The organism is Exiguobacterium sp. s138, assembly GCF_018618775.1.
Taxonomy (GTDB): domain Bacteria; phylum Bacillota; class Bacilli; order Exiguobacteriales; family Exiguobacteriaceae; genus Exiguobacterium_A; species Exiguobacterium_A artemiae.
In genome coordinates, this window is record NZ_JACSMW010000006.1 from 124,416 (window position 1) to 143,419 (window position 19,004).

Annotated in this window: 17 protein-coding genes, 1 tRNA gene and 1 other annotated feature; of the genes, 13 read left to right on the top strand and 5 right to left on the bottom strand. The window is 48.5% G+C overall.

Annotated features, from left to right (window positions below):
• Positions 1 to 11 precede the first annotated feature (11 nt).
• Genes argJ through argF form a run of 6 tightly spaced genes read left to right on the top strand, consistent with a single transcriptional unit; the run spans position 12 to position 8,113 of the window.
• Positions 12 to 1,229 (top strand): bifunctional glutamate N-acetyltransferase/amino-acid acetyltransferase ArgJ, encoded by a 1,218-nt coding sequence (gene argJ, locus KNP91_RS12805; RefSeq protein WP_285801108.1) that lies wholly within the window; start codon positions 12 to 14, stop codon positions 1,227 to 1,229.
• Positions 1,226 to 1,999, top strand: a complete 774-nt coding sequence (gene argB, locus KNP91_RS12810; RefSeq protein ID WP_214850336.1) for an acetylglutamate kinase — start codon at positions 1,226 to 1,228, stop codon at positions 1,997 to 1,999. The genes argJ and argB overlap by 4 nt, the downstream gene beginning before the upstream one ends.
• Positions 1,965 to 3,107 (top strand): acetylornithine transaminase, encoded by a 1,143-nt coding sequence (locus tag KNP91_RS12815; RefSeq protein ID WP_214850340.1) that lies wholly within the window; start codon positions 1,965 to 1,967, stop codon positions 3,105 to 3,107. Before argB ends, KNP91_RS12815 begins: the two co-directional genes overlap by 35 nt.
• On the top strand, positions 3,104 to 4,159 hold the full coding sequence (locus KNP91_RS12820; RefSeq protein ID WP_214850343.1) for a carbamoyl phosphate synthase small subunit: 1,056 nt from the start codon (positions 3,104 to 3,106) through the stop codon (positions 4,157 to 4,159). Before KNP91_RS12815 ends, KNP91_RS12820 begins: the two co-directional genes overlap by 4 nt.
• Positions 4,146 to 7,178, top strand: coding sequence for a carbamoyl-phosphate synthase (glutamine-hydrolyzing) large subunit (gene carB, locus KNP91_RS12825; protein ID WP_214850345.1), 3,033 nt, complete (start codon positions 4,146 to 4,148; stop codon positions 7,176 to 7,178). The genes KNP91_RS12820 and carB overlap by 14 nt, the downstream gene beginning before the upstream one ends.
• The gene (argF, locus tag KNP91_RS12830; protein ID WP_214767349.1) at positions 7,175 to 8,113 is read left to right on the top strand and encodes an ornithine carbamoyltransferase; all 939 of its coding nucleotides are present in this window, start codon (positions 7,175 to 7,177) and stop codon (positions 8,111 to 8,113) included. The genes carB and argF overlap by 4 nt, the downstream gene beginning before the upstream one ends.
• Before the next feature lie 52 nt (positions 8,114 to 8,165).
• Here the strand turns inward: argF and KNP91_RS12835 are convergent, their stop codons facing one another.
• Together KNP91_RS12835 and KNP91_RS12840 are read right to left on the bottom strand one after the other, a co-directional pair.
• Complete coding sequence (locus KNP91_RS12835) at positions 8,166 to 8,975, bottom strand: MBL fold metallo-hydrolase (protein WP_012369480.1); 810 nt, start codon at positions 8,973 to 8,975, stop codon at positions 8,166 to 8,168.
• A 171-nt stretch (positions 8,976 to 9,146) separates the two neighbouring features.
• Positions 9,147 to 9,220: transfer RNA gene (locus KNP91_RS12840), tRNA-Gly, on the bottom strand.
• Between the two features lie 172 nt (positions 9,221 to 9,392).
• Here KNP91_RS12840 and KNP91_RS12845 point away from each other — a divergent pair.
• Both KNP91_RS12845 and KNP91_RS12850 read left to right on the top strand, forming a co-directional pair.
• Entirely contained in the window at positions 9,393 to 9,938 is a 546-nt protein-coding gene (locus tag KNP91_RS12845) for an imm11 family protein (RefSeq protein ID WP_261966374.1), read from the top strand.
• On the top strand, positions 9,935 to 10,354 hold the full coding sequence (locus KNP91_RS12850) for a hypothetical protein (protein WP_214767353.1): 420 nt from the start codon (positions 9,935 to 9,937) through the stop codon (positions 10,352 to 10,354). The genes KNP91_RS12845 and KNP91_RS12850 overlap by 4 nt, the downstream gene beginning before the upstream one ends.
• A gap of 41 nt (positions 10,355 to 10,395) precedes the next feature.
• Here KNP91_RS12850 and KNP91_RS12855 read toward each other — a convergent pair whose 3' ends face one another.
• Positions 10,396 to 11,367: an alpha/beta fold hydrolase gene (locus KNP91_RS12855; RefSeq protein WP_214850347.1), complete on the bottom strand. Its 972-nt coding sequence runs from the start codon at positions 11,365 to 11,367 to the stop codon at positions 10,396 to 10,398.
• A gap of 10 nt (positions 11,368 to 11,377) precedes the next feature.
• Positions 11,378 to 13,057 carry a formate--tetrahydrofolate ligase gene (locus tag KNP91_RS12860; protein ID WP_214766441.1) on the bottom strand — a complete coding sequence of 560 codons (1,680 nt, stop codon included), beginning with the start codon at positions 13,055 to 13,057 and terminating at the stop codon, positions 11,378 to 11,380.
• Positions 13,058 to 13,224: 167 nt separating this feature from the next.
• On the opposite strand from KNP91_RS12860, the gene KNP91_RS12865 reads away from it, so the two are divergent.
• The 5 genes from KNP91_RS12865 to KNP91_RS12885 all read left to right on the top strand — a co-directional run bounded on the left by KNP91_RS12865 (position 13,225) and on the right by KNP91_RS12885 (position 17,451).
• A complete protein-coding gene (locus tag KNP91_RS12865) occupies positions 13,225 to 14,115 on the top strand; it encodes a carbohydrate ABC transporter permease (protein ID WP_214850349.1) in 891 nt (296 codons plus the stop codon).
• Positions 14,112 to 14,999, top strand: coding sequence for a carbohydrate ABC transporter permease (locus tag KNP91_RS12870; protein ID WP_012369486.1), 888 nt, complete (start codon positions 14,112 to 14,114; stop codon positions 14,997 to 14,999). The genes KNP91_RS12865 and KNP91_RS12870 overlap by 4 nt, the downstream gene beginning before the upstream one ends.
• 142 nt (positions 15,000 to 15,141) lie before the next feature.
• Positions 15,142 to 15,401, top strand: a binding site (T-box leader).
• Between the two features lie 67 nt (positions 15,402 to 15,468).
• The gene (gene asnA, locus KNP91_RS12875) at positions 15,469 to 16,443 is read left to right on the top strand and encodes an aspartate--ammonia ligase (RefSeq protein ID WP_012369487.1); all 975 of its coding nucleotides are present in this window, start codon (positions 15,469 to 15,471) and stop codon (positions 16,441 to 16,443) included.
• A 175-nt stretch (positions 16,444 to 16,618) separates the two neighbouring features.
• Positions 16,619 to 16,840, top strand: a complete 222-nt coding sequence (locus tag KNP91_RS12880; RefSeq protein ID WP_214850368.1) for a hypothetical protein — start codon at positions 16,619 to 16,621, stop codon at positions 16,838 to 16,840.
• Between the two features lie 17 nt (positions 16,841 to 16,857).
• On the top strand, positions 16,858 to 17,451 hold the full coding sequence (locus tag KNP91_RS12885; RefSeq protein ID WP_012369489.1) for a DedA family protein: 594 nt from the start codon (positions 16,858 to 16,860) through the stop codon (positions 17,449 to 17,451).
• Positions 17,452 to 17,491: 40 nt separating this feature from the next.
• Here KNP91_RS12885 and KNP91_RS12890 read toward each other — a convergent pair whose 3' ends face one another.
• Positions 17,492 to 18,955, bottom strand: a complete 1,464-nt coding sequence (locus tag KNP91_RS12890) for a potassium/proton antiporter (protein ID WP_214766438.1) — start codon at positions 18,953 to 18,955, stop codon at positions 17,492 to 17,494.
• Positions 18,956 to 19,004: the final 49 nt, after the last annotated feature.

Consider the following 19,004-nt stretch of genomic DNA (forward strand, 5'->3'; position numbering starts at 1 on the left):
GGACCATGAATATGTTAAATATACAACTGACATCACCATTGACCGTGACGACACCAAAAGGATTCAAGGCGACGGGAGTTCATGTCGGGCTCAGACGCAAACGGAAAGATTTAGCTCTTTTATTATGTGAAGCGGGTGCCGATGCGGCAGCTGTCTACACGACCAATCAGGTCCAGGCTGCACCGATTACTGTAACGAAAGAGGCGATGGCGAAATCGGGTGAAAAAGTCCATGCCGTTTTAGTCAACAGCGGGAATGCCAATGCCTGTACAGGTCAGCTCGGACTCGAACATGCCTATGCTTCCCAACAAGCCATTGCCGATCAGTTTCAATTGGCACAGGAACATGTCGTCATCGCTTCGACCGGCATCATTGGACAGCCGCTCGCAATCGATACGTTACTTCAAGGAATTGAACAGTTACAGCCGGATGAAGGTGAAGAACAAGCCGATGATTTTGCCCTGGCTATTTTAACGACCGATACCGGTACGAAGACGGCCGGACGTCAAATCTGGTTAAACGGCGAGTTGGTTTCGGTCTGCGGAGTGGCCAAAGGTTCGGGCATGATTCATCCGAATATGGCGACGATGCTTGGTTTTTTAACGACGGATGCCTCAATTCCTTCACCGTTACTACAGGACATCTTGAAGTCTGCGGTCAACCGGACGTTTAACTGTATCACCGTCGACGGTGACAGTTCGACGAATGACATGGTGATGATTCTTGCAAGTGGAGCCGCACAAACACAGCCGCTTCAACCGGAGACGGACGAAATCGAGCAGTTCCAACAAGCGGTCGAGGAAGTATGTCAAGATTTAGCGAAACAAATTGCACGTGACGGAGAAGGGGCGACGAAGCTGATTGAAGTCAACGTCCATGGTACGGCGAACGAATGGACTGCCCGGAAAATTGCCAAACAGATTGTAGGGTCTTCCCTCGTGAAAACAGCGATTTTCGGTGAAGATGCGAACTGGGGCCGGATCATCGCAGCGGTCGGCAGTATCGATGAACCGATTGATGTCGGACAAATTGATATCCGGATCGGTTCCCAGTGGGTTCTGCGTCACAGCATGCCGGTTTTATTCGACGAATCGTTGGCTTCCCGTGAACTGGCGCAAGAGGTTGTGGAAATCGAAGTGAATTTAAATCAAGGACCTGCCAGCGGTCATGCGTTCGGTTGTGACTTGACGTATGACTATATCAAAATCAATGCGAGTTACCGGACATGACGAAACGTAAATTGATCAAACTGGGCGGAAGTGTCTTCGAACAGCTGGACCCGCGTTATTACGAAGAATGGAGTCAGTGGCTTGCCGAGAAAAATGAATTGATCATCCTCCACGGTGGTGGACCGGCTTTATCGGCTTATTGCCGGGACATGAATATTAAAGCGGAATTCAACAACGGGATCCGGGTGACGACAGAGCAGGTTCTGCTGGGAGCGGAACGGGTGCTTGGAGGAGAAGTGCAATCAAAAATCGTCTATGCATTGAATGAAAACGGGCTGCCGGCAATCGGCTTGACGGGAATTGACGGAGCCAGTATTCGGGGGGAGCAGCAACCGACGTTCGGAGCAGTCGGAGAAGTGACACAGATTAATCCGAAGTTATTTACGACATTGATGGCATCGGGATTCCTTCCTGTCGTCACCTCCCTGATTACAGGGACGGAAGGGACGTTGAATTGTAATGGGGACACCTGTGCGATTGCTGTAGCGAAAGGACTCGCTGTCGATGAATTCGAACTACTGACGGATGTATCTGGTGTCCGGCTGAATGGCACCTTCCAGTCAGAGGTGACGGTCGCGGAACTGGAGGAGGGAATCGAATCAACGGAAATCAACGGAGGAATGATTCCGAAAGTCGAAGCCGTCATCGAAGCGGTCCGACAAGGGATACATCAGGTCAAGATTCGTTCCGGACACGACGTGACGAGCCAAGGGACACGGATCAAGGAGGAAACCAATGAGCGCTTTACTACCGACGTATTTACGTCATGACATTGAATTGGTCGAAGGGAACGGATCGTTCGTACAAGACAAAGCAGGCAAAAACTATCTGGATTTCGTGATGGGAATTGCCGTCTGCAACACCGGTCATCGACACCCGCATGTGGAACAGGCGTTACAAGAACAACTTCAAAAATTATGGCATACGTCTAATTTATTCATGAGCAGTAAACAGGAACGTGTTGCCGCGATGTTGACGGAAAACAGTCATTTGAGCCATGTGTTTTTTTGTAACAGCGGGACGGAAGCGAATGAAGGGGCATTTAAGCTGATTCGGAAATGGACACAGAAAAAAGAAATCCTGACGTTCAGTCAGTCGTTTCATGGAAGAACCTTTGCCATGATGGGAGCAACGGGTCAAGACAAGATTAAAGCCGGGTTCGGAGAAATGGTTCCGGATTTCAAGCATCTGACCTTTAACGATTTTGACAGTCTTGAAATGATTACGAATCAGACGGCTGCCGTTTGGCTTGAAGTGATTCAGGGAGAAGGCGGTGTCATCGTAGCGGAAAATGCCTGGTTGGAAGCGTTGATGGAGAAAGCTCGACAGTATGATGTGAAGGTAGTCATCGATGAAGTCCAGACAGGAATCGGAAGAACCGGATCCCGTTTCGCTTTTGAACAGACGCCGCTAAAGCCGGATATCATTACCGTGGCAAAAGGTCTCGGAAGCGGATTCCCGGTCGGAGCCATCATTACAACACCGGAAGCAACGGCTGTTTTCACACCGGGTACCCACGGATCGACGTTCGGAGGGAATCCGTTGGCAATGGCAGCGGCAGAAGCGACACTGGACGTCTTGCTAAACGAGCAACAAATGAAACAAGTTCAACAAAAAGGACTTTATTTGATGCAACAACTGAAGCAATTGCCGGAGACGATGGTCGTTGATGTGCGGGGACGCGGACTAATGATCGGAATTGAATTTCATGAACCGGTTTCATCCCTGATTACAGCGTTGCAACAAGCCGGAATGCTCGTCGTCAGCGCGGGACCGAATGTCATTCGGTTGTTACCTTCATTGTGCGTCACGGAACAGGAGCTTGATCTCGCGGTCGAAAAAATCAAAACAGTATGTCAACAGGAGGTCATGATGTGAAAGGAACAGGGGCATTAACATTAGCGGATGGACACGTATATCCAGGTGAATTGATTGGTTCCTCGTCCGTTCAAGGAGAAGTTGTATTTTTCACGGGAATGACCGGTTATCAAGAAGTATTGACCGATCCTTCCTACCGGGGACAAATCATCGTTTTTACCTACCCGCTCATTGGACAATACGGAATTTCAGAACAGGATTCAGAAAGCCGTCAGATTCAAGTATCCGGTGTAGTCGTTCAGACCTTAGCGAACAACGGATTACGGTCAGACTTGGCGGATTGGTTGGCAGCATCGGATATCCCAGTTTTAACACAAGTCGATACACGGGCATTGGTCCATCATTTACGCAATCAGGGGGATCAGATCGGTATCCTCACATGCGGGACATCATCTGTTCAGGAACAGTCGAACTTGATTGCCACTGTCTCGACCAAACAGCCGGAGATTTATCCAACCGATTACGAGGCCGGACATATCGTGTGTCTCGATTACGGGGTGAAAAAATCGATGATTGAAGCCTTGCAGGAGCGTCAGATGAAAGTGACGGTCGTGCCGTTCGATACACCGAAAACAGTCATCGATGAATTAAAGCCTGACGGGTTACTTTTTTCGAATGGACCCGGAGATCCGAGCCAACTCGATCACTTGATTCCAGAAATCAAGAAACTGGCACTTGCCTATCCGACGCTTGGCATCTGCATGGGGCATCAACTGATTGCCAAGGCCTTCGGATGTCGAATCGAAAAGCAACACCATGGTCACCGCGGGGCAAATCATCCGGTCCGTCAGTTGAAAACCGGACGTGTCTTCATGACATCACAAAATCATGGTTATGTCGTTCAAGCGGACAGCGTGCAAAATTCTGAACTGAACGTCGCTTATGAACATATCAATGACGGCTCGATTGAAGGACTGCTTCATCCGACGCATCCTATTTTGACGGTTCAGTTTCACCCGGAAGCTCATCCCGGTCCACTGGAAGCGATGGTGATATTTGATCAATTCGTAGCGGGCATCTTAAAGCAGGAGGTAGCATATGCAGGAAGTTAAAAAAGTCCTGGTCATCGGATCAGGTCCAATCGTGATTGGTCAAGCAGCGGAATTTGATTACTCGGGTACACAGGCATGTCAGACACTTCGGGAAGCGGGATGCGAGGTCATGTTGATGAATTCGAATCCGGCTACGATCATGACGGATCCCTCAACAGCGGACCATATCTATATCGAAGCAATGACGCTTGAAAAAGCGACAGCCATTATCAAACGTGAACGCCCGACCCATTTACTGGCAACAGTCGGCGGCCAAACCGCCTTGAACCTAGCACTATCGCTCGAAGAAGCAGGAGTACTGGATCAGTATCAAGTCAAACTGCTCGGGACATCCCTTGAAACGATCCGAGACGGGGAAGACCGTGAACGATTTAAACAGCGGATGCTGGAACTGGATCAACCGCTCCCGATCAGTCAGACGATCGAGACGTTGGAGGAACTGGAAGGGTTCATGGAAAAAGCGGGCGTCCCGCTTGTTGTCCGTCCGGCGTTTACGCTCGGTGGAACCGGTGGCGGGATTGCTCAAACAAAAGAAGAAGCCCGTAAACTTGCGGCGAATGGACTTCAGGCCAGTCCGATTTCACAATGTCTCGTCGAAGCCAGCATTGCTGGTTATAAGGAAGTCGAGTACGAGGTGATGCGGGATGCCTTTGATACGACAATCATCGTCTGCAATATGGAAAATATCGACCCGGTCGGCGTGCACACGGGAGATTCGGTCGTCTTTGCACCGATCCAGTCGATCTCTGATAAAATGAATCAAATCTTACGGACGGCATCGCGGGAAATCGTTTCTGCGCTCGGTGTCGTCGGTGGCTGTAATATCCAATTTGCAATCCATCCGACAGAACAGACCTACTATGTCATTGAGGTCAATCCCCGCGTCAGTCGGTCTTCTGCTTTAGCCTCCAAGGCGACGGGATATCCGATTGCAAAATTAGCGACCCGTCTTGCGCTCGGTGAGCGTCTTGATGACTGCATCAATCCGGTGACAAAGGAAACGATGGCCAGTTTCGAACCTGTCCTGGATTATGTCACGGCTAAAGTGCCCTGTTTCCCGTTTGATCTTTTCCCGGGAAGTGACCGGTCGCTCGGTACACAGATGAAGGCGACCGGAGAGAGCATGGCAATGGGCAAGACACTCGAGGAAGCCTTGCAAAAAGCATGGCGGGGTGCCGGAATCGAACAAGCGCCGTTATATCCGAATTGGATGAAGCAGGCCGATACGGAGGTCTTGTGGCAGGAAGTCAATCAAATCACGGATCGCCGGTTATTGGCCATGCTGGCATTGCTCGATCGAAAAGCGGCGACGCACGAAGAATTGGCTGAAAAAACGCAGATCCAGTCTCTGTTCCTCACGACGCTTGAGACATTGATCCTGATGCAGGAATCATTGGATCTGGAATCCAAAGAATCGCTTCAACAGGCAAAGCGATTCGGATTTACAGACCAGCAGATCGCACAGATTACCGACGTTCCACTTGAAGTCGTGCAACAGCAACGGAATACTTTTTTAATTCAACCAAGTTTTCAAATGATTGACACTTGTGGGGCGGAATTTTCAAGTCTGACACCGTATTTTTACGGCAGTTGGTCCGGCCGAACGGAAGTGACTCCGTCGAGCCGGAAAAAGGTTGCCGTTCTCGGCGCCGGACCGATCCGGATCGGACAGGGAATTGAATTCGATTATTGTTCGGTTCATGCTGTTCGTGCTTTACAGAAAGCCGGTTATGAAACCATCATGATCAATAACAATCCAGAAACCGTCTCGACCGACTTTGAAGTGGCGGACCGTCTTTACGTTGAACCGCTGACGATTGAAGATGTTGTTCATGTACTGGAAGCAGAACAATGCCGGCAGGTGCTTGTCCAGTTTGGTGGACAGACAGCCATTACGCTGGCTGCAGAACTCGAACAGTTAGGATACCAGCTCTTAGGAACGACAGCCGACACGATTGACGAAATGGAAGACCGTGATCGTTTTTATCAATTCTTGGATCGACTTCAGATTGACCGTATACCGGGTCAGGAAGTGTCGAACGAGGAAGAATTGACGGCAATCGTCAAGGAACTGGGGTATCCGCTGATGATCCGTCCATCGTACGTCATTGGTGGAAAAGGAATGCACCGGTTAACGACAGCAACCGATTTAGAAAAATTATTGCCGGAAATGGCGTTTCCGATTTTGGTGGATGCCTATATCGAAGGACACGAGTTCGAAGTCGATTGTATTTCAGACAAGACGACGACCTACGTACCGGTCATCATGGAACAAATCGAAGCCGCCGGTGTTCACTCCGGCGACTCCACGATGATTTTGCCGCCTGTCTCAGCTCCGGCAAGCTTACAGGATGAAATCGAACAGATTGCGCAAACAATCGGTCAACATCTGGATTACCAAGGTGCCTTCAACATCCAGTTCGTCGTAAAAGATCAAACCGTCTATGTTCTCGAAATTAATCCACGGGCTTCGCGTACCTTGCCGATTGTCTCAAAGGTGACGGGACAACCGTTGCTCGAGTGGGCGGTTCAAGCCGCCATCGGGATGAAGGTTGAAGCCTTGCCGGCAAACCGGTTGACGTTACCGTTCCATGCGGTCAAGACACCGGTATTCTCGACGCTGAAGCTGCGTGGTGTCGATCCGATGACCGGTCCGGTCATGCGTTCGACCGGGGAAACATTGCAGTGGACGGAAGCGGGACTTGCCAAAGAACGGTTCGTCTTCGACCAGACGACTAAAACAGCGATGGCCAAGCGAACGCTTCGAATCTGTGGAGCGGGAACAGACGCGTGGTCAGAAGGAGCGGCAGTTCAGCCGGATACCGAGTTTGATACGTGTCTTGTGTTCTTCTCGAAATCAGAATCAGAACGGGAACAACGGGAAAAAGCGCTGGCCCAAGGAGCGATTGTCATTACTGAAGAACATCTTGCCCAATACTTCGAATCCGTCCAAACGATACCGATGTGTACCGTTAAGCCATTATCCGAATGGACGACACAAAAGGAGCGAATCCAATGACGACTACACAACGATTAAAGCATTTGCTGACACTGGAAGAACTGACAGCAGAAGGACTGACCGATCTATTGGAACTGGCGAAAGACGTTAAAGCTTCTCCAGCGACATATGCCCAAACACTTGCCGGAAAAAAAGTCGCGTTGCTGTTTGAAAAAGCATCGACGCGGACACGGATTTCTTTTGAGGTCGGTGTCGTCGAATTGGGAGGATATCCGGTCGTCTTAAACGGATCGGATATGCAGATTGGTCGCGGAGAGTCCCTCAGCGATACGATTCAAGTCATGAGCCGTTATGTCGACGCCTTGATGATCCGGACATTTGCACATGAAACGGTCGAGACGTTGGCAGCGCACGGAACGATTCCGATCATCAACGGATTGACGGACCTTCATCATCCGTGTCAGGTCTTGGCTGATTTACTGACGATTGAGGAGCATTTTGGTCAACGGAAGGGAAAGATATTGGCTTATATCGGGGACGGAAACAACATGGCTCATTCATTGCTGTTAGGCGGCGCGTTAAGTGGAATGACCGTTCGAATTTGTAGTCCGGCTGCTTATGCACCGGATCAAACGATTATTGACCAGGCGAAGATGCTGGCACAACAATCCGGAGGACAGATTGAACAATATACGGATCCTGTTCAAGCGGTTGCCGGTGCTGATGTCATTTACAGTGATGTATTCGCCAGTATGGGTCAGGAAGAGGAGTCGGAAGCACGTCTCAAAGCATTCGAAGGCTATCAAGTGAATCAAACGTTGTTGTCGTCAGCAGCAACGGATGTGATTTTCCTGCATTGTCTTCCGGCGCACCGCGGGGAAGAAGTGACAGCGGAAGTCATTGACGGCAGTCACTCCCTTGTATTTGATCAGGCGGAAAACCGCCTTCATGCGCAAAAAGCTTTAATGATTGAACTGATTGGAGTAATGGATTAACAGAAAAGACAGGCTCTGTTCCTTTGTGGAAACAACAGCCTGTCTTTTTGTTTTAATCGTATTGCCGCCGGGCGAGTTGCTCGGTCTGTTCTTTCGTAATCTGGCGTTTATTTTTTTCGTGCAGACGTCCCATGAAGGACGTGCGTTGCCACGACGGCGACCAGTCCGACTCTTTGTGTGCACGTAAGGCCAAGATGTAGTCGTAACTCAAATGAAGCCGCTCAATCATTTCCGTGCGAACGTCACAAATATGACCATGTCCCGGAATAAGTAACTTTACCTCATATTCATAAATAAAGGATTCGAGTAATTCAAGGGTCGTTAAGTATTCACTCGAATCATGTTCAATCAACGGAATTTCGACGTCGGAGGCATAGTCACCACAGACAAGGAGATGAAGCGGCATGACGACAAAAGACAAATGGGTTGATTCATGACCGGGAGTCAGGAAAAAAATCAGTTTGGTTTTACCGATCGTCAACGTCGTTTCGGATTCTTCGATGACATGTGTGATATCCGGAAACAGAACGGGAGACTCGATGTAGTACTCGTCATTAAAGTTCTGCACTTCTTCAAGCGCTGCTGTCCGGTCGACATCCACGAAACGACGGGAAGCAATCGCAATTGCATCTTTAAAAGCGTAAGCTCCTAGAATATGATCAAAATGAGCATGCGTATACACGATATAGAGAGGCCGATCGTGCCGGATGATTTCCACATCACGGCGGATCGTTGCGATCTCGTCCGGTAACCAACCCGGATCAACGACGATCAGACAATCGGGAGTCTCAATCAAAGTCGAGGTCGTTTTCATTAATGTACTTTGGTAGACCATGACGCCGGGCATCTTCATTTGAATCATGAGAGTCCTCCTCTTTTCAGGATGTAACGTTTTATATCGAACTATACCCGAAAGCAGGGGAAATCTATCCTGGAGACAACAAAAAAGACGACTTGCAAGTTGCAAGCCGTCTGCCCTCGAAGGCATAAAAGTCATTGACCTATGTGTCGTGACCTATGTTATGTCATAAATTGGAGCGGGTGAAGAGAATCGAACTCTCATCATCAGCTTGGAAGGCTGAGGTTTTACCACTAAACTACACCCGCAAGAGTTGCTACATGAAATATAGTAGCATAGCAAAGCGTTTATTTCCATAACTTTTATGAAAAAAGGTAATTCTTTTGATTTTATGTGTACAATAATAAGAGCTAAATCGTTTACATGGGCTTCCTGTAACGAAAGTGAGTGGCTGAGGATGGAAAGAGGAGCGAATGACTGGTGAACAAAGTTCGAGTTTGGAGCGAACAGCTGATGGGAAAAGGATGGATGGCGACATGTCACCATCAAATCGATCGTTATCGCTTCACGACAGGAGAGTGGTTTCTGAACGCAAGCTTACTTGCCTTTTCAATCGAACAGGATGCAGATATGCTACCGGACGTGCTTCCGAACGAATTGAGGATCCCATTAGTATCTGAACGGATGAAACAGATGTTGGAGCGGCTGACACCGTTTTCCGTCCAATGTCTCCGTGTCCAATTGAAGACACGAACGGGACTCGTCAATTACTATCTCATCAATATTCTAGCGGTAAGACGGGTGGAACATCTACATAAGACGGAGATTTTCCGCACGCTTCGGAAAAAACAAGTCTACTTCATGACGGAGCGAATCATCAGTACCTCGCTTGGTCCCCACCACATCTTACGGGATGAACGTACGGAACGTATTTTCCTCTCGGATACGCTAGCACGGTGTTTCCAGCAACTGGCCGTGACCGGCATACATTTTGACGAGATAAATCGAATGGAGGAAATCATATGAAACAGTACACGGTCGATAATTGGATTACACTGCAATATCCAAAAACGTTTGAATATCAAGAAGAAGAAACATTCGTCAGTTTTTATTCGACAGAAGAAAACGCGATGGGAACATTACAATTATCCATCTATGAGTCGGATGCAGAAGAACTCACACCTTTTGAAGCGGCGGAACAGGAAATCAATTTACTGGTGGAAGAGTTTGGAATTGAACTTACGGGACCACTCGAAGCACGTCGGAACTCATCTAAAGAAGCACTTCTTGCTGTAGACGGAAAAGAAGAAGGCGTCTTCATCCGGATTTATGCCTACTCAGACGGAGAGCGACTTGTTCTATTGACGTATTCTGCAGATCGGGAATCGTTGGAACTAGAAGAAATCGAAGCGATGATTTTATCATTAAGCTGGATCCATTAAGGACAAAACGGGGTGTCTCTCAACTGAGAGCACCCCGTTTCTTATTGATGTCCTTGTTGGCGCATGGAAGAAAGCGGATGTGAGCCGACCTGTTTGTTCAGCCAGCCCGCGATATCTGCAAAGACGCGGATCCGTTCGAACTCATGGAATAACTCATGCCGCAATCCACGGTAGACGGTGAGTTGAACGCCTTCGACACGGACACGGTTGTAAGCGTCAAACAGCGTGTGGATTCCTTTACCGTCAAAGGCAACCGGATCATCTTCCCCGGCGATCAGCAACAAAGGCAGATGGCGCGGGTGTTGGTACAGATAAGCTAGTGAGTTGACGGATTTGGTCGCCGCCAGCAACTCATGGAAAAAACCGAGAGTTACGGTTTGTCCCGATAAAGGATCTTCGTCGTAACGTAAGACCGATTGAGGATCGGAAGATAACCAGGCATTCGATGAGAGTGCCGGGAAGAAACGTAAGTTGTACCGGCCGAAAATCAGCTTACTGATTCCTTCAGCAGGATGCTGAGAAGAAGTTTGTTCGATGAGACGTCCGACAATTTTTTGACTGACGGTTCCAAGTAAACCGCTGTCCGTCGGAGGACCGCTTGCAATGATACCTGCCAGCTCATGACCAAGTGTCTGACCGAGGCGTCTTGAAATAAGCGACCCGAAACTGTGACCGAATACGAAAATCGGCAAATCCGGATAACGGTCCTTGATATCGTAAACCAGTTCTTCAGCATCCTGTATCAGTTGCGCAAAACCATGATTCGGCTCCAAATGCCCCAGTGACTCCAGTTGCTGCGCACGTGCACCGAAACAACGTAAATCCGGGATGATCGTGTGATAATGGTGGGCATAAAGAAATTCAGCAAACTCTTGATAGCGCGCGCCATGTTCCATCATGCCGTGGAAAACAATGACGACCCCTTTCGGAGCAGTAGCTTCTAACAGATGCATCGTCGTCGTATAGCCGTCTGATGCAACCCAGTGTGTATGGTCGATTGTCACATCTATCATCCTTCCCTGATTAAGAAAGTCCGTATATCGTTCCGTCTTCAGAAATTCCCATCTTATTGGCAGCCGGTATTTTCGGTAAACCCGGCATGGTTAATACATTCCCGGTCAAGGCGACGATGAATCCCGCACCGATGGATGGTTTGATTTCACGGACAGTAATCGTAAATCCTTCGACACGTCCGTACTTGCTTGGATCATCCGTCAACGAGAAGGGAGTCTTTGCCATGCAGATCGGCAGATGTCCGAGTCCCTGTTCGGTGCAACGTTCAAGCTCACGTAATGCCTTTTCTTCGAAGTGGACATCTGCTGCACCATAGACCCGTTTGGCAATCCGTTCGATTTTTTGTGTCAGCGGCAGTTCAGCCGGATAAAGCGGTGTAAACTGACTCTCTTCCTCCAAAGCCTCAAAGACCTGTTCAGCCAAAGCTTCTCCGCCGGCTCCCCCTTGGCTGAAGACTTCGCTTTCCGCTACACGGATGTTCCGTTCACGGCACCATTCAAGCACTGTCTCGCGTTCCGTATCGGTATCGGTTGCGAAACGATTCAAGGCGACGACGGCCGGGACACCGAACAGATCCATTGTCTCGACGTGTTTCTCGAGCAATGCCAGCCCTTCGACTAAAGCAGCTAAATTTTCTTCCGCCAATTGATCTTTTGCCACCCCGCCATGCATTTTCAATGCACGGACGGTCGCGACGACAACAACGGCGTCCGGATGTAAATGACCAATCCTTGATTTGATGTTAAAGAACTTTTCCGCACCGAGGTCGGCGCCAAAGCCGGCTTCCGTAACGACATAATCACTCAATTTCAAAGCAGTACGGGTCGCGATCAGCGAGTTACAGCCGTGGGCAATATTTGCGAACGGACCGCCGTGGATCAAAGCCGGTGTGCCTTCGACCGTCTGGACAAGATTAGGACGGAAGGCTTCTTTTAAGAGTAATGTCGCAGCACCGGAAGCTTTGATATCCTTGACTGTCACCGGCTGTTGGTCGTACGAATAGGCAACGACAATTCGGCTGATGCGTTCCTCTAAATCCGTGATGGAATCCGCTAAGCAGAGAACAGCCATGATTTCCGAAGCGACCGTGATATCAAACCCGTCCTGACGCGGAACGCCGTGGGCCGGTCCGCCGAGTCCAATCGTGATTTGTCGCAAGGCGCGGTCATTCAGATCAAGGACACGTTTCCACGTGATGCGACGCGGATCAATCCGTAAGTCGTTGCCTTGATGAAGATGATTATCGAGCAGGGCACTGATTGTGTTGTGGGCTGAAGTGATGGCGTGCATATCACCTGTAAAATGAAGGTTGATTTCTTCCATCGGCAAGACCTGGCTGTATCCGCCGCCGCATGCTCCGCCTTTTAATCCCATCGTTGGTCCGAGTGACGGTTCGCGCAAGCAAATCATCGTCTTATGATTGAGTCGGTGTAACGCTTGACCCAGTCCGACCGTGACTGTCGATTTTCCTTCTCCGGCAGCCGTCGGATTGATTGCCGTGACAAGAATCAGTTTTCCATCTGCTTTCGTCGCCAATCGTTTCACCAGTCCATCTGTCAACTTTGCTTTGTATTTTCCGTACGTGTCATAATCCGCGTCAGTTAATCCGATATGTTCGGCGATTTCGGAGATGGGGCGTAGGATGGTTTGCTGGGCAATTTCTAAATCAGAACGAATCGTTTTTTCCATGGCGTAATCTTCCTCTCAAGATGAGTTTCTCTATATTTCCTTAATAGTAGCTTATCTGAAACGGACACGCCAAATAATCGTTCAATATATTCCACCCAATGGGTCAAATGGTTGCGTTTTCATTTTATGGAAAGTTGCGTAGTCTAGGGATAGAGGAGGGATGAGCAATGGCAGTAAGCAATAAGAAAAAAGTAAAGCGCGGACTTGAATTTTGGATGTTTGTCGGACCCGTCTTTTTGGTGTTCGCAGTAATCGTTCTCGTACCTTTTTTTAATGGTGTCATGTATTCATTCACGGATTGGAACGGAATTACCGGTGAGTTAAATTGGATTGGGTTTGACAACTATGCCCGGCTGTTCACGGTGGACGAACAGTTCCAACAGTCCTTCTGGCTGACGACGAAATACACCGTCGTAGCCGTGGTTTTAACGAATCTGGTTGGATTTATCTTAGCGTTTTTACTCACGCAAAATATTCGGACTCGAAATTTCTTACGGACGATTTTCTTCATGCCGAACTTAATCGGCGGATTGATTCTCGGATTCGTCTGGCAGTTCATTTACGTTAAAGGATTTGCTTCGATTGGAGAACTGACAGGTTGGAGTTTATTCGAACTTCCTTGGCTTGGTGACGCTCGAACCGGTTTCTGGGGTATTGTCATCGTTTCGATTTGGCAAGGCGGGGGATATATCATGGTCATCTATATTGCGGCCTTGCAAAATGTCCCGCAGGAACTGATCGAAGCAGCCAAAATTGACGGAGCCAACCGCCTGTCGACGTTACGGAACATTACGATTCCGCTGATCATGCCGTCGGTCACGATCTGTCTGTTCCTGACGATTTCCTGGTCCTTCAAACTATTTGATACGAACTTATCGCTCACGAACGGCGGTCCGTTTAAATCAACGGAAATGCTGGCGCTGAACATCTATAAAGAGTCATTCACAAACAATAATCTGGGTCTCGGTTCCGCCAAAGCCATCATTTTCTTTGTGGTCGTTGCCGCGATTACCGTCACCCAAGTGTACTTGACGAAAAAACGGGAGGTGGAAGCATGAGTACCGCACAACCTTTACCGAAACCGGAGCTCAAGCCGGAGCAACCGGCACCGAAAAAGCGCGGCCGTTATTCCGTACGACTCGGAACTGTGGAGATTGCCGCTTTGTTGATGGGTTTGTTGTATATGATTCCGTTTTATTATGTCATTTCGAACTCGTTTAAGACGCAAGGGGATATCTTTACGAATACATCGGGTCTTCCGAAAGAATGGATTACGGAAAACTATACGAATGCCTGGGAAGCGATGAATTTCGGGAAAGTGTTCCTGAACTCCGTCATCATCACGGTCGGTGCCAACGCCGTCATCGTGATTTTCTGTTCGATGGCCGCCTGGAAACTCGTTCGGACCAAAAGCCGTCTGTCGACGATTATCTTTTTCCTGTTTGTCGCCGCGATGATCATTCCATTCCAGTCGATTATGATTCCATTGTCGAAACTGTCAGGGGATCTCGGACTGCAAAACAGTTATTGGGGTCTGATTTTAATGTATCTCGGCTTTGGTTCCGGTCTATCGATTTTCTTGTATCATGGATTCATGAAATCGATTCCGGAAGAGATTGAAGAGGCAGCCATTATCGACGGTTGTTCGCAGTGGGGTGTCTTTTGGCGGATCGTCTTCCCGTTGCTTAAACCGATCACGGTAACGATTGTCATCCTGAACACACTATGGATTTGGAATGATTTCTTGTTACCATCGCTGATGTTACGTGATGTCGAACTGCGGACGATTCCGCTTGCGACATTCTATTTCTTCGGCCAATATACAAAGCAATGGGATTTGGCGTTAGCCGGACTGATTCTTGGGATCATTCCGTTGTTACTGTTCTTCTTCGCCATGCAAAAGCAAATTATTCAAGGAATTACGAGTGGTTCCATCAAGTGATATGTAAGCGCGTTCTCGCTTCTGCGGGAACGTTTTTGTTTTGATTGGTTAATCTGATTAGTCAGATTATTTTATTTTTTTTTGAAAAAAAGGCTTTTCAAATACTTGCCGGATGGTGTACGATGTTCTCAATTCAATTGTAACAACGACGTTGAAGGGAAGAGTAACATCTTGTAAAACCGGATTAGCGAGCTGGGGGCGGTGAGAGCCCAGTCGGAAACAAGTTGCGAAGAACATCCCGGAGTCGCTACCCGAACACTGAAGTCAGTAGGCGTAGCCGGAGTTGCCTGTCCGTTATCATATGGCCGAAGATTGAGATGATAATTGATCATCAGTCTTTTGAGTGAGCAGCTGAGCTGTTAACATGGGTGGTACCGCGGAACCGAGTCTTTCGTCCCATATTCTTGGGAGAGAAGGGCTCTTTTTTATGGCTTCTTTTTCAAACACACAATTGAGGAGGAAGATTACCATGACAACACTCGTATCGATGAAACAGACACAGGAAGCTATCACACTTGTAAAAAAACGCTTTGAGGAGCAATTCTCAGCCCAACTCGGATTGACACGCGTCGAAGCACCGTTATTCGTCGAAAGCACACTCGGAGTCAACGATCACCTGAACGGAACTGAACGCGTCATCCGCTTTGATGCGATTGATCATCAGGCAGAACTCGAAATCGTTCAATCGCTTGCGAAGTGGAAACGCCAGGCACTCCACACATACGGATTCGCAAAAGGCGAAGGCTTGTACACATTGATGCATGCCATCCGCCGCGACGAAGTATTGGATGAAACGCATTCGATCCATGTCGATCAGTGGGACTGGGAACGTGTGATTTCAAAAGAAGAGCGGACAATCGACTACTTGCAGAAAACGGTGCAAGCGATTTACGCATCGATTCGTCAAGTGGAACGTGAAGTCGAAGAACAGCTCGCGATTGAAGCGATCTTACCGGAAACAATCCATTTCATGACGACACAGGAACTGGAAGATGCGTACCCGACGCTTTCGACGAAAGAGCGTGAGACGGAAGTGACTAAAGAATACGGGGCTGTCTTCTTGATGCAAATCGGTGGAGCCTTAGCGTCCGGAGAAAAACATGACGGCCGAGCGGCTGACTACGATGACTGGACACTCAACGGCGATATTCTAGTCCATCATCCGGAAATCGGTGCATTTGAACTTTCATCGATGGGCATTCGTGTCGACCGTGAAACGTTACTCGCACAAATCGAGACGACAGGCGAGCATGCGAAACTCGATTTCCCGTTCCATCAAGGGGTACTGGCAGAAACACTTCCACTGACAATCGGCGGCGGAATCGGACAATCCCGGATGGCGATGTTCCTCTTGAAGAAACGTCACATCGGTGAAGTTCAGGCGTCGGTCTGGTCGGAAGAAACACGCGCGTCGTACCGTGAGCAAGGTGTGCACCTGCTGTAAGAACGAGTGATGTACTGATAGATATAATGACAAACCGTACTGCTGACCATGACTTTATGGATGGCAGTACGGTTTTTCTATGTGTCAAAATAAGTTCATCCGACCTCAGACTGAGGAAAGACGTGTGAAAACACGTTATAATGGGCATATGAACTAATAAGAGAGAGGTGAAGACATGTCAGCGATACTCATTACAGGATTAGTGCTTGCCTTGCTGTTCGTCGCGTTCCTTTGGTTTAACATCAAAGGATTGCGGACGATGTGGCGTGATTACAAGCGTACAGGATCAATGATGGCACTGGGCTTCTTTATCGTCGGAATCATCGGGATTTTTACAGGAGTCTGGACGACGCTCGTCGTCATCATTTATTATCTTCTTCGTCCTGCACGAGGCTGATTTAGAGGAGTGGTTGGATGCTGGAATGGTTATTCTCAGCCGGAGAGTCGAATCTCTGGCTGTTTTTAGGAATTATGATTCTTGGACTCGGGACGGAATTAATTCCGGCTGAAGTCGGTTTGCCGTTACTCGGTCTGTATGTTTCAAACGGAACGATCAGTTGGACGGCAGCTGTCCTAATCGGTTTCATCGGCAGTCTGATGGGCGCGACGCTATTTTACTTTCTCGGTCGTTACGCCGGACGTCCGATTTTGGTTCGCTACGGAAAATGGTTGATGATCAAGGAACGGGAAATCATTCAGGGAGAACGAATCGTATCGAAATACGGTTCATGGTCTGCCTTGTTCGGTCGTTTCTTCCCGGTCGTCCGTTCGGTCGTCTCGATTCCGTGTGGTCTGTTTAACTTGTCGTTCAAACGATACGTCCTCGCCTCGAGCATTGGTTTGTTCCCGGTTTCGTTTTTTTATGTTTGGCTGGGAGAGAAGTTCGGGGTGGAACGGGCAGAGTCCATGCTGAAGGGGCTTGAACAGGAATTATGGTGGATTCTCGGCATCATTGTCGTTGGAATCATCGGCTACATCATGTATCGCCGCTTGAAATCGAAGCGTTAAGAATACAAAAAGGGACTGACTATTTAAGTCAGCCCTTTTTTCATGGAGTTTTAGGGAATAAAAATCGTTTGAGCGTTTTAATCCGGTGTTTCGGAGTTAATAGAAGCAACTGATCCCGACCTTCAAAAATCGTGTCTCCACGAGGTGTCACGATTTGGTCGTCCCGGATGATTGCCGTGATTAAAAATTCCTGCGGAAGATCAATATCCATGATGGCTTTCCCGACGAATGGATGGGAATTCGGAATCGTCAATTCGATGATTTCCGCATTCGGTTTACCAATCGACATGAACTCGATAACCGTTTGAATGGCGGAAGAACCCGTGTCGTTCAAATGAAGGCGATCGGCGAGGAACGTCAGCATGCTCCCTTGAATTAACGTCGATAACAGAACGGTGAAAAAGACGATATTAAAAATCATTCCGGCGTTGTCGATGCCGGCGACAAGCGGATACGTCGCAAGAATGATCGGAACTGCTCCTTTTAAACCGGCGAAGGAAACAAACACTTTTTCCTGCCAAGAATATTTAAAGGGAAGCAGACTGAGCCAGACCGACACCGGGCGGGCGATGAAGATTAAAATCAATGCAAGGGCAATCGAGGATAGAATCACCTGCGGATCAAGCAACTGCTTCGGGAAGACGAGTAATCCGAGCACGATAAACATCCCGATTTGGGCCAAGTGCGCCATACTCATCGTAAAACGGACAAGCGTCTGACGGTAAACCAATTCATGATTGCTGATGTAGATGGCGGTCACATAGACGGCTAAGAAACCACTGGCATGAATCGTATCGGCAATACCGAACGAAAGAAAGGCGAACGACATTAAAAGAATCGGATAAAAGCTCGAGGAACTGAGATCAATCCGGTTAAGTAGTGTCGAAGCAATCCAGCCGATGAACAGACCGAGCAGTAGACCGATCACCATTTCCCAGACTAACGAAGTTAAGCCGGAAACGAGTGAAGCCTCTTTTGGATTCGTCACGAATTCCAGGAAGAAGACTGTCAAAAAAACAGCCATCGGATCATTGGTCCCGGATTCGAGTTCTAACGTTGAACCGACTTTTCGCCGGACGGATTGCCCGCTGAGTACTGAAAAAATCGCGGCAGCATCCGTTGATCCGACAATGGCACCAAGGAGAAAAGCATTAGCCCAGCTGAAGCCGAGAATGTAGTGGGACGCCACGGCAACGATTGTCGTCGCAATGAAGACACCAAACGTGGCAAGTGACAGAGAGGGTGAGAGTTCGGTCTTAACTTCTTTCCAAGCCGTTTGAAGACCTCCCTCGAATAAGATGATGATCAGCGCCACCGTACCGAGTAACTGTGCCAGCTCGGCATCATCAAACCGGATGAACCCGGTAATGTCACTGCCGGCAATCATGCCAAGGGCAATGAAAATCAGGAGAGCCGGAATATTGAGACGACTCGACAATTTCGTCGTCCAGACTGCTGTAAACAACAATAAGCCAATTAATAAAATCGTGAACTGTAGGGACATTGCATCAGACTCCTTCATGGAATATCATAACTACTTTCATCATACACTA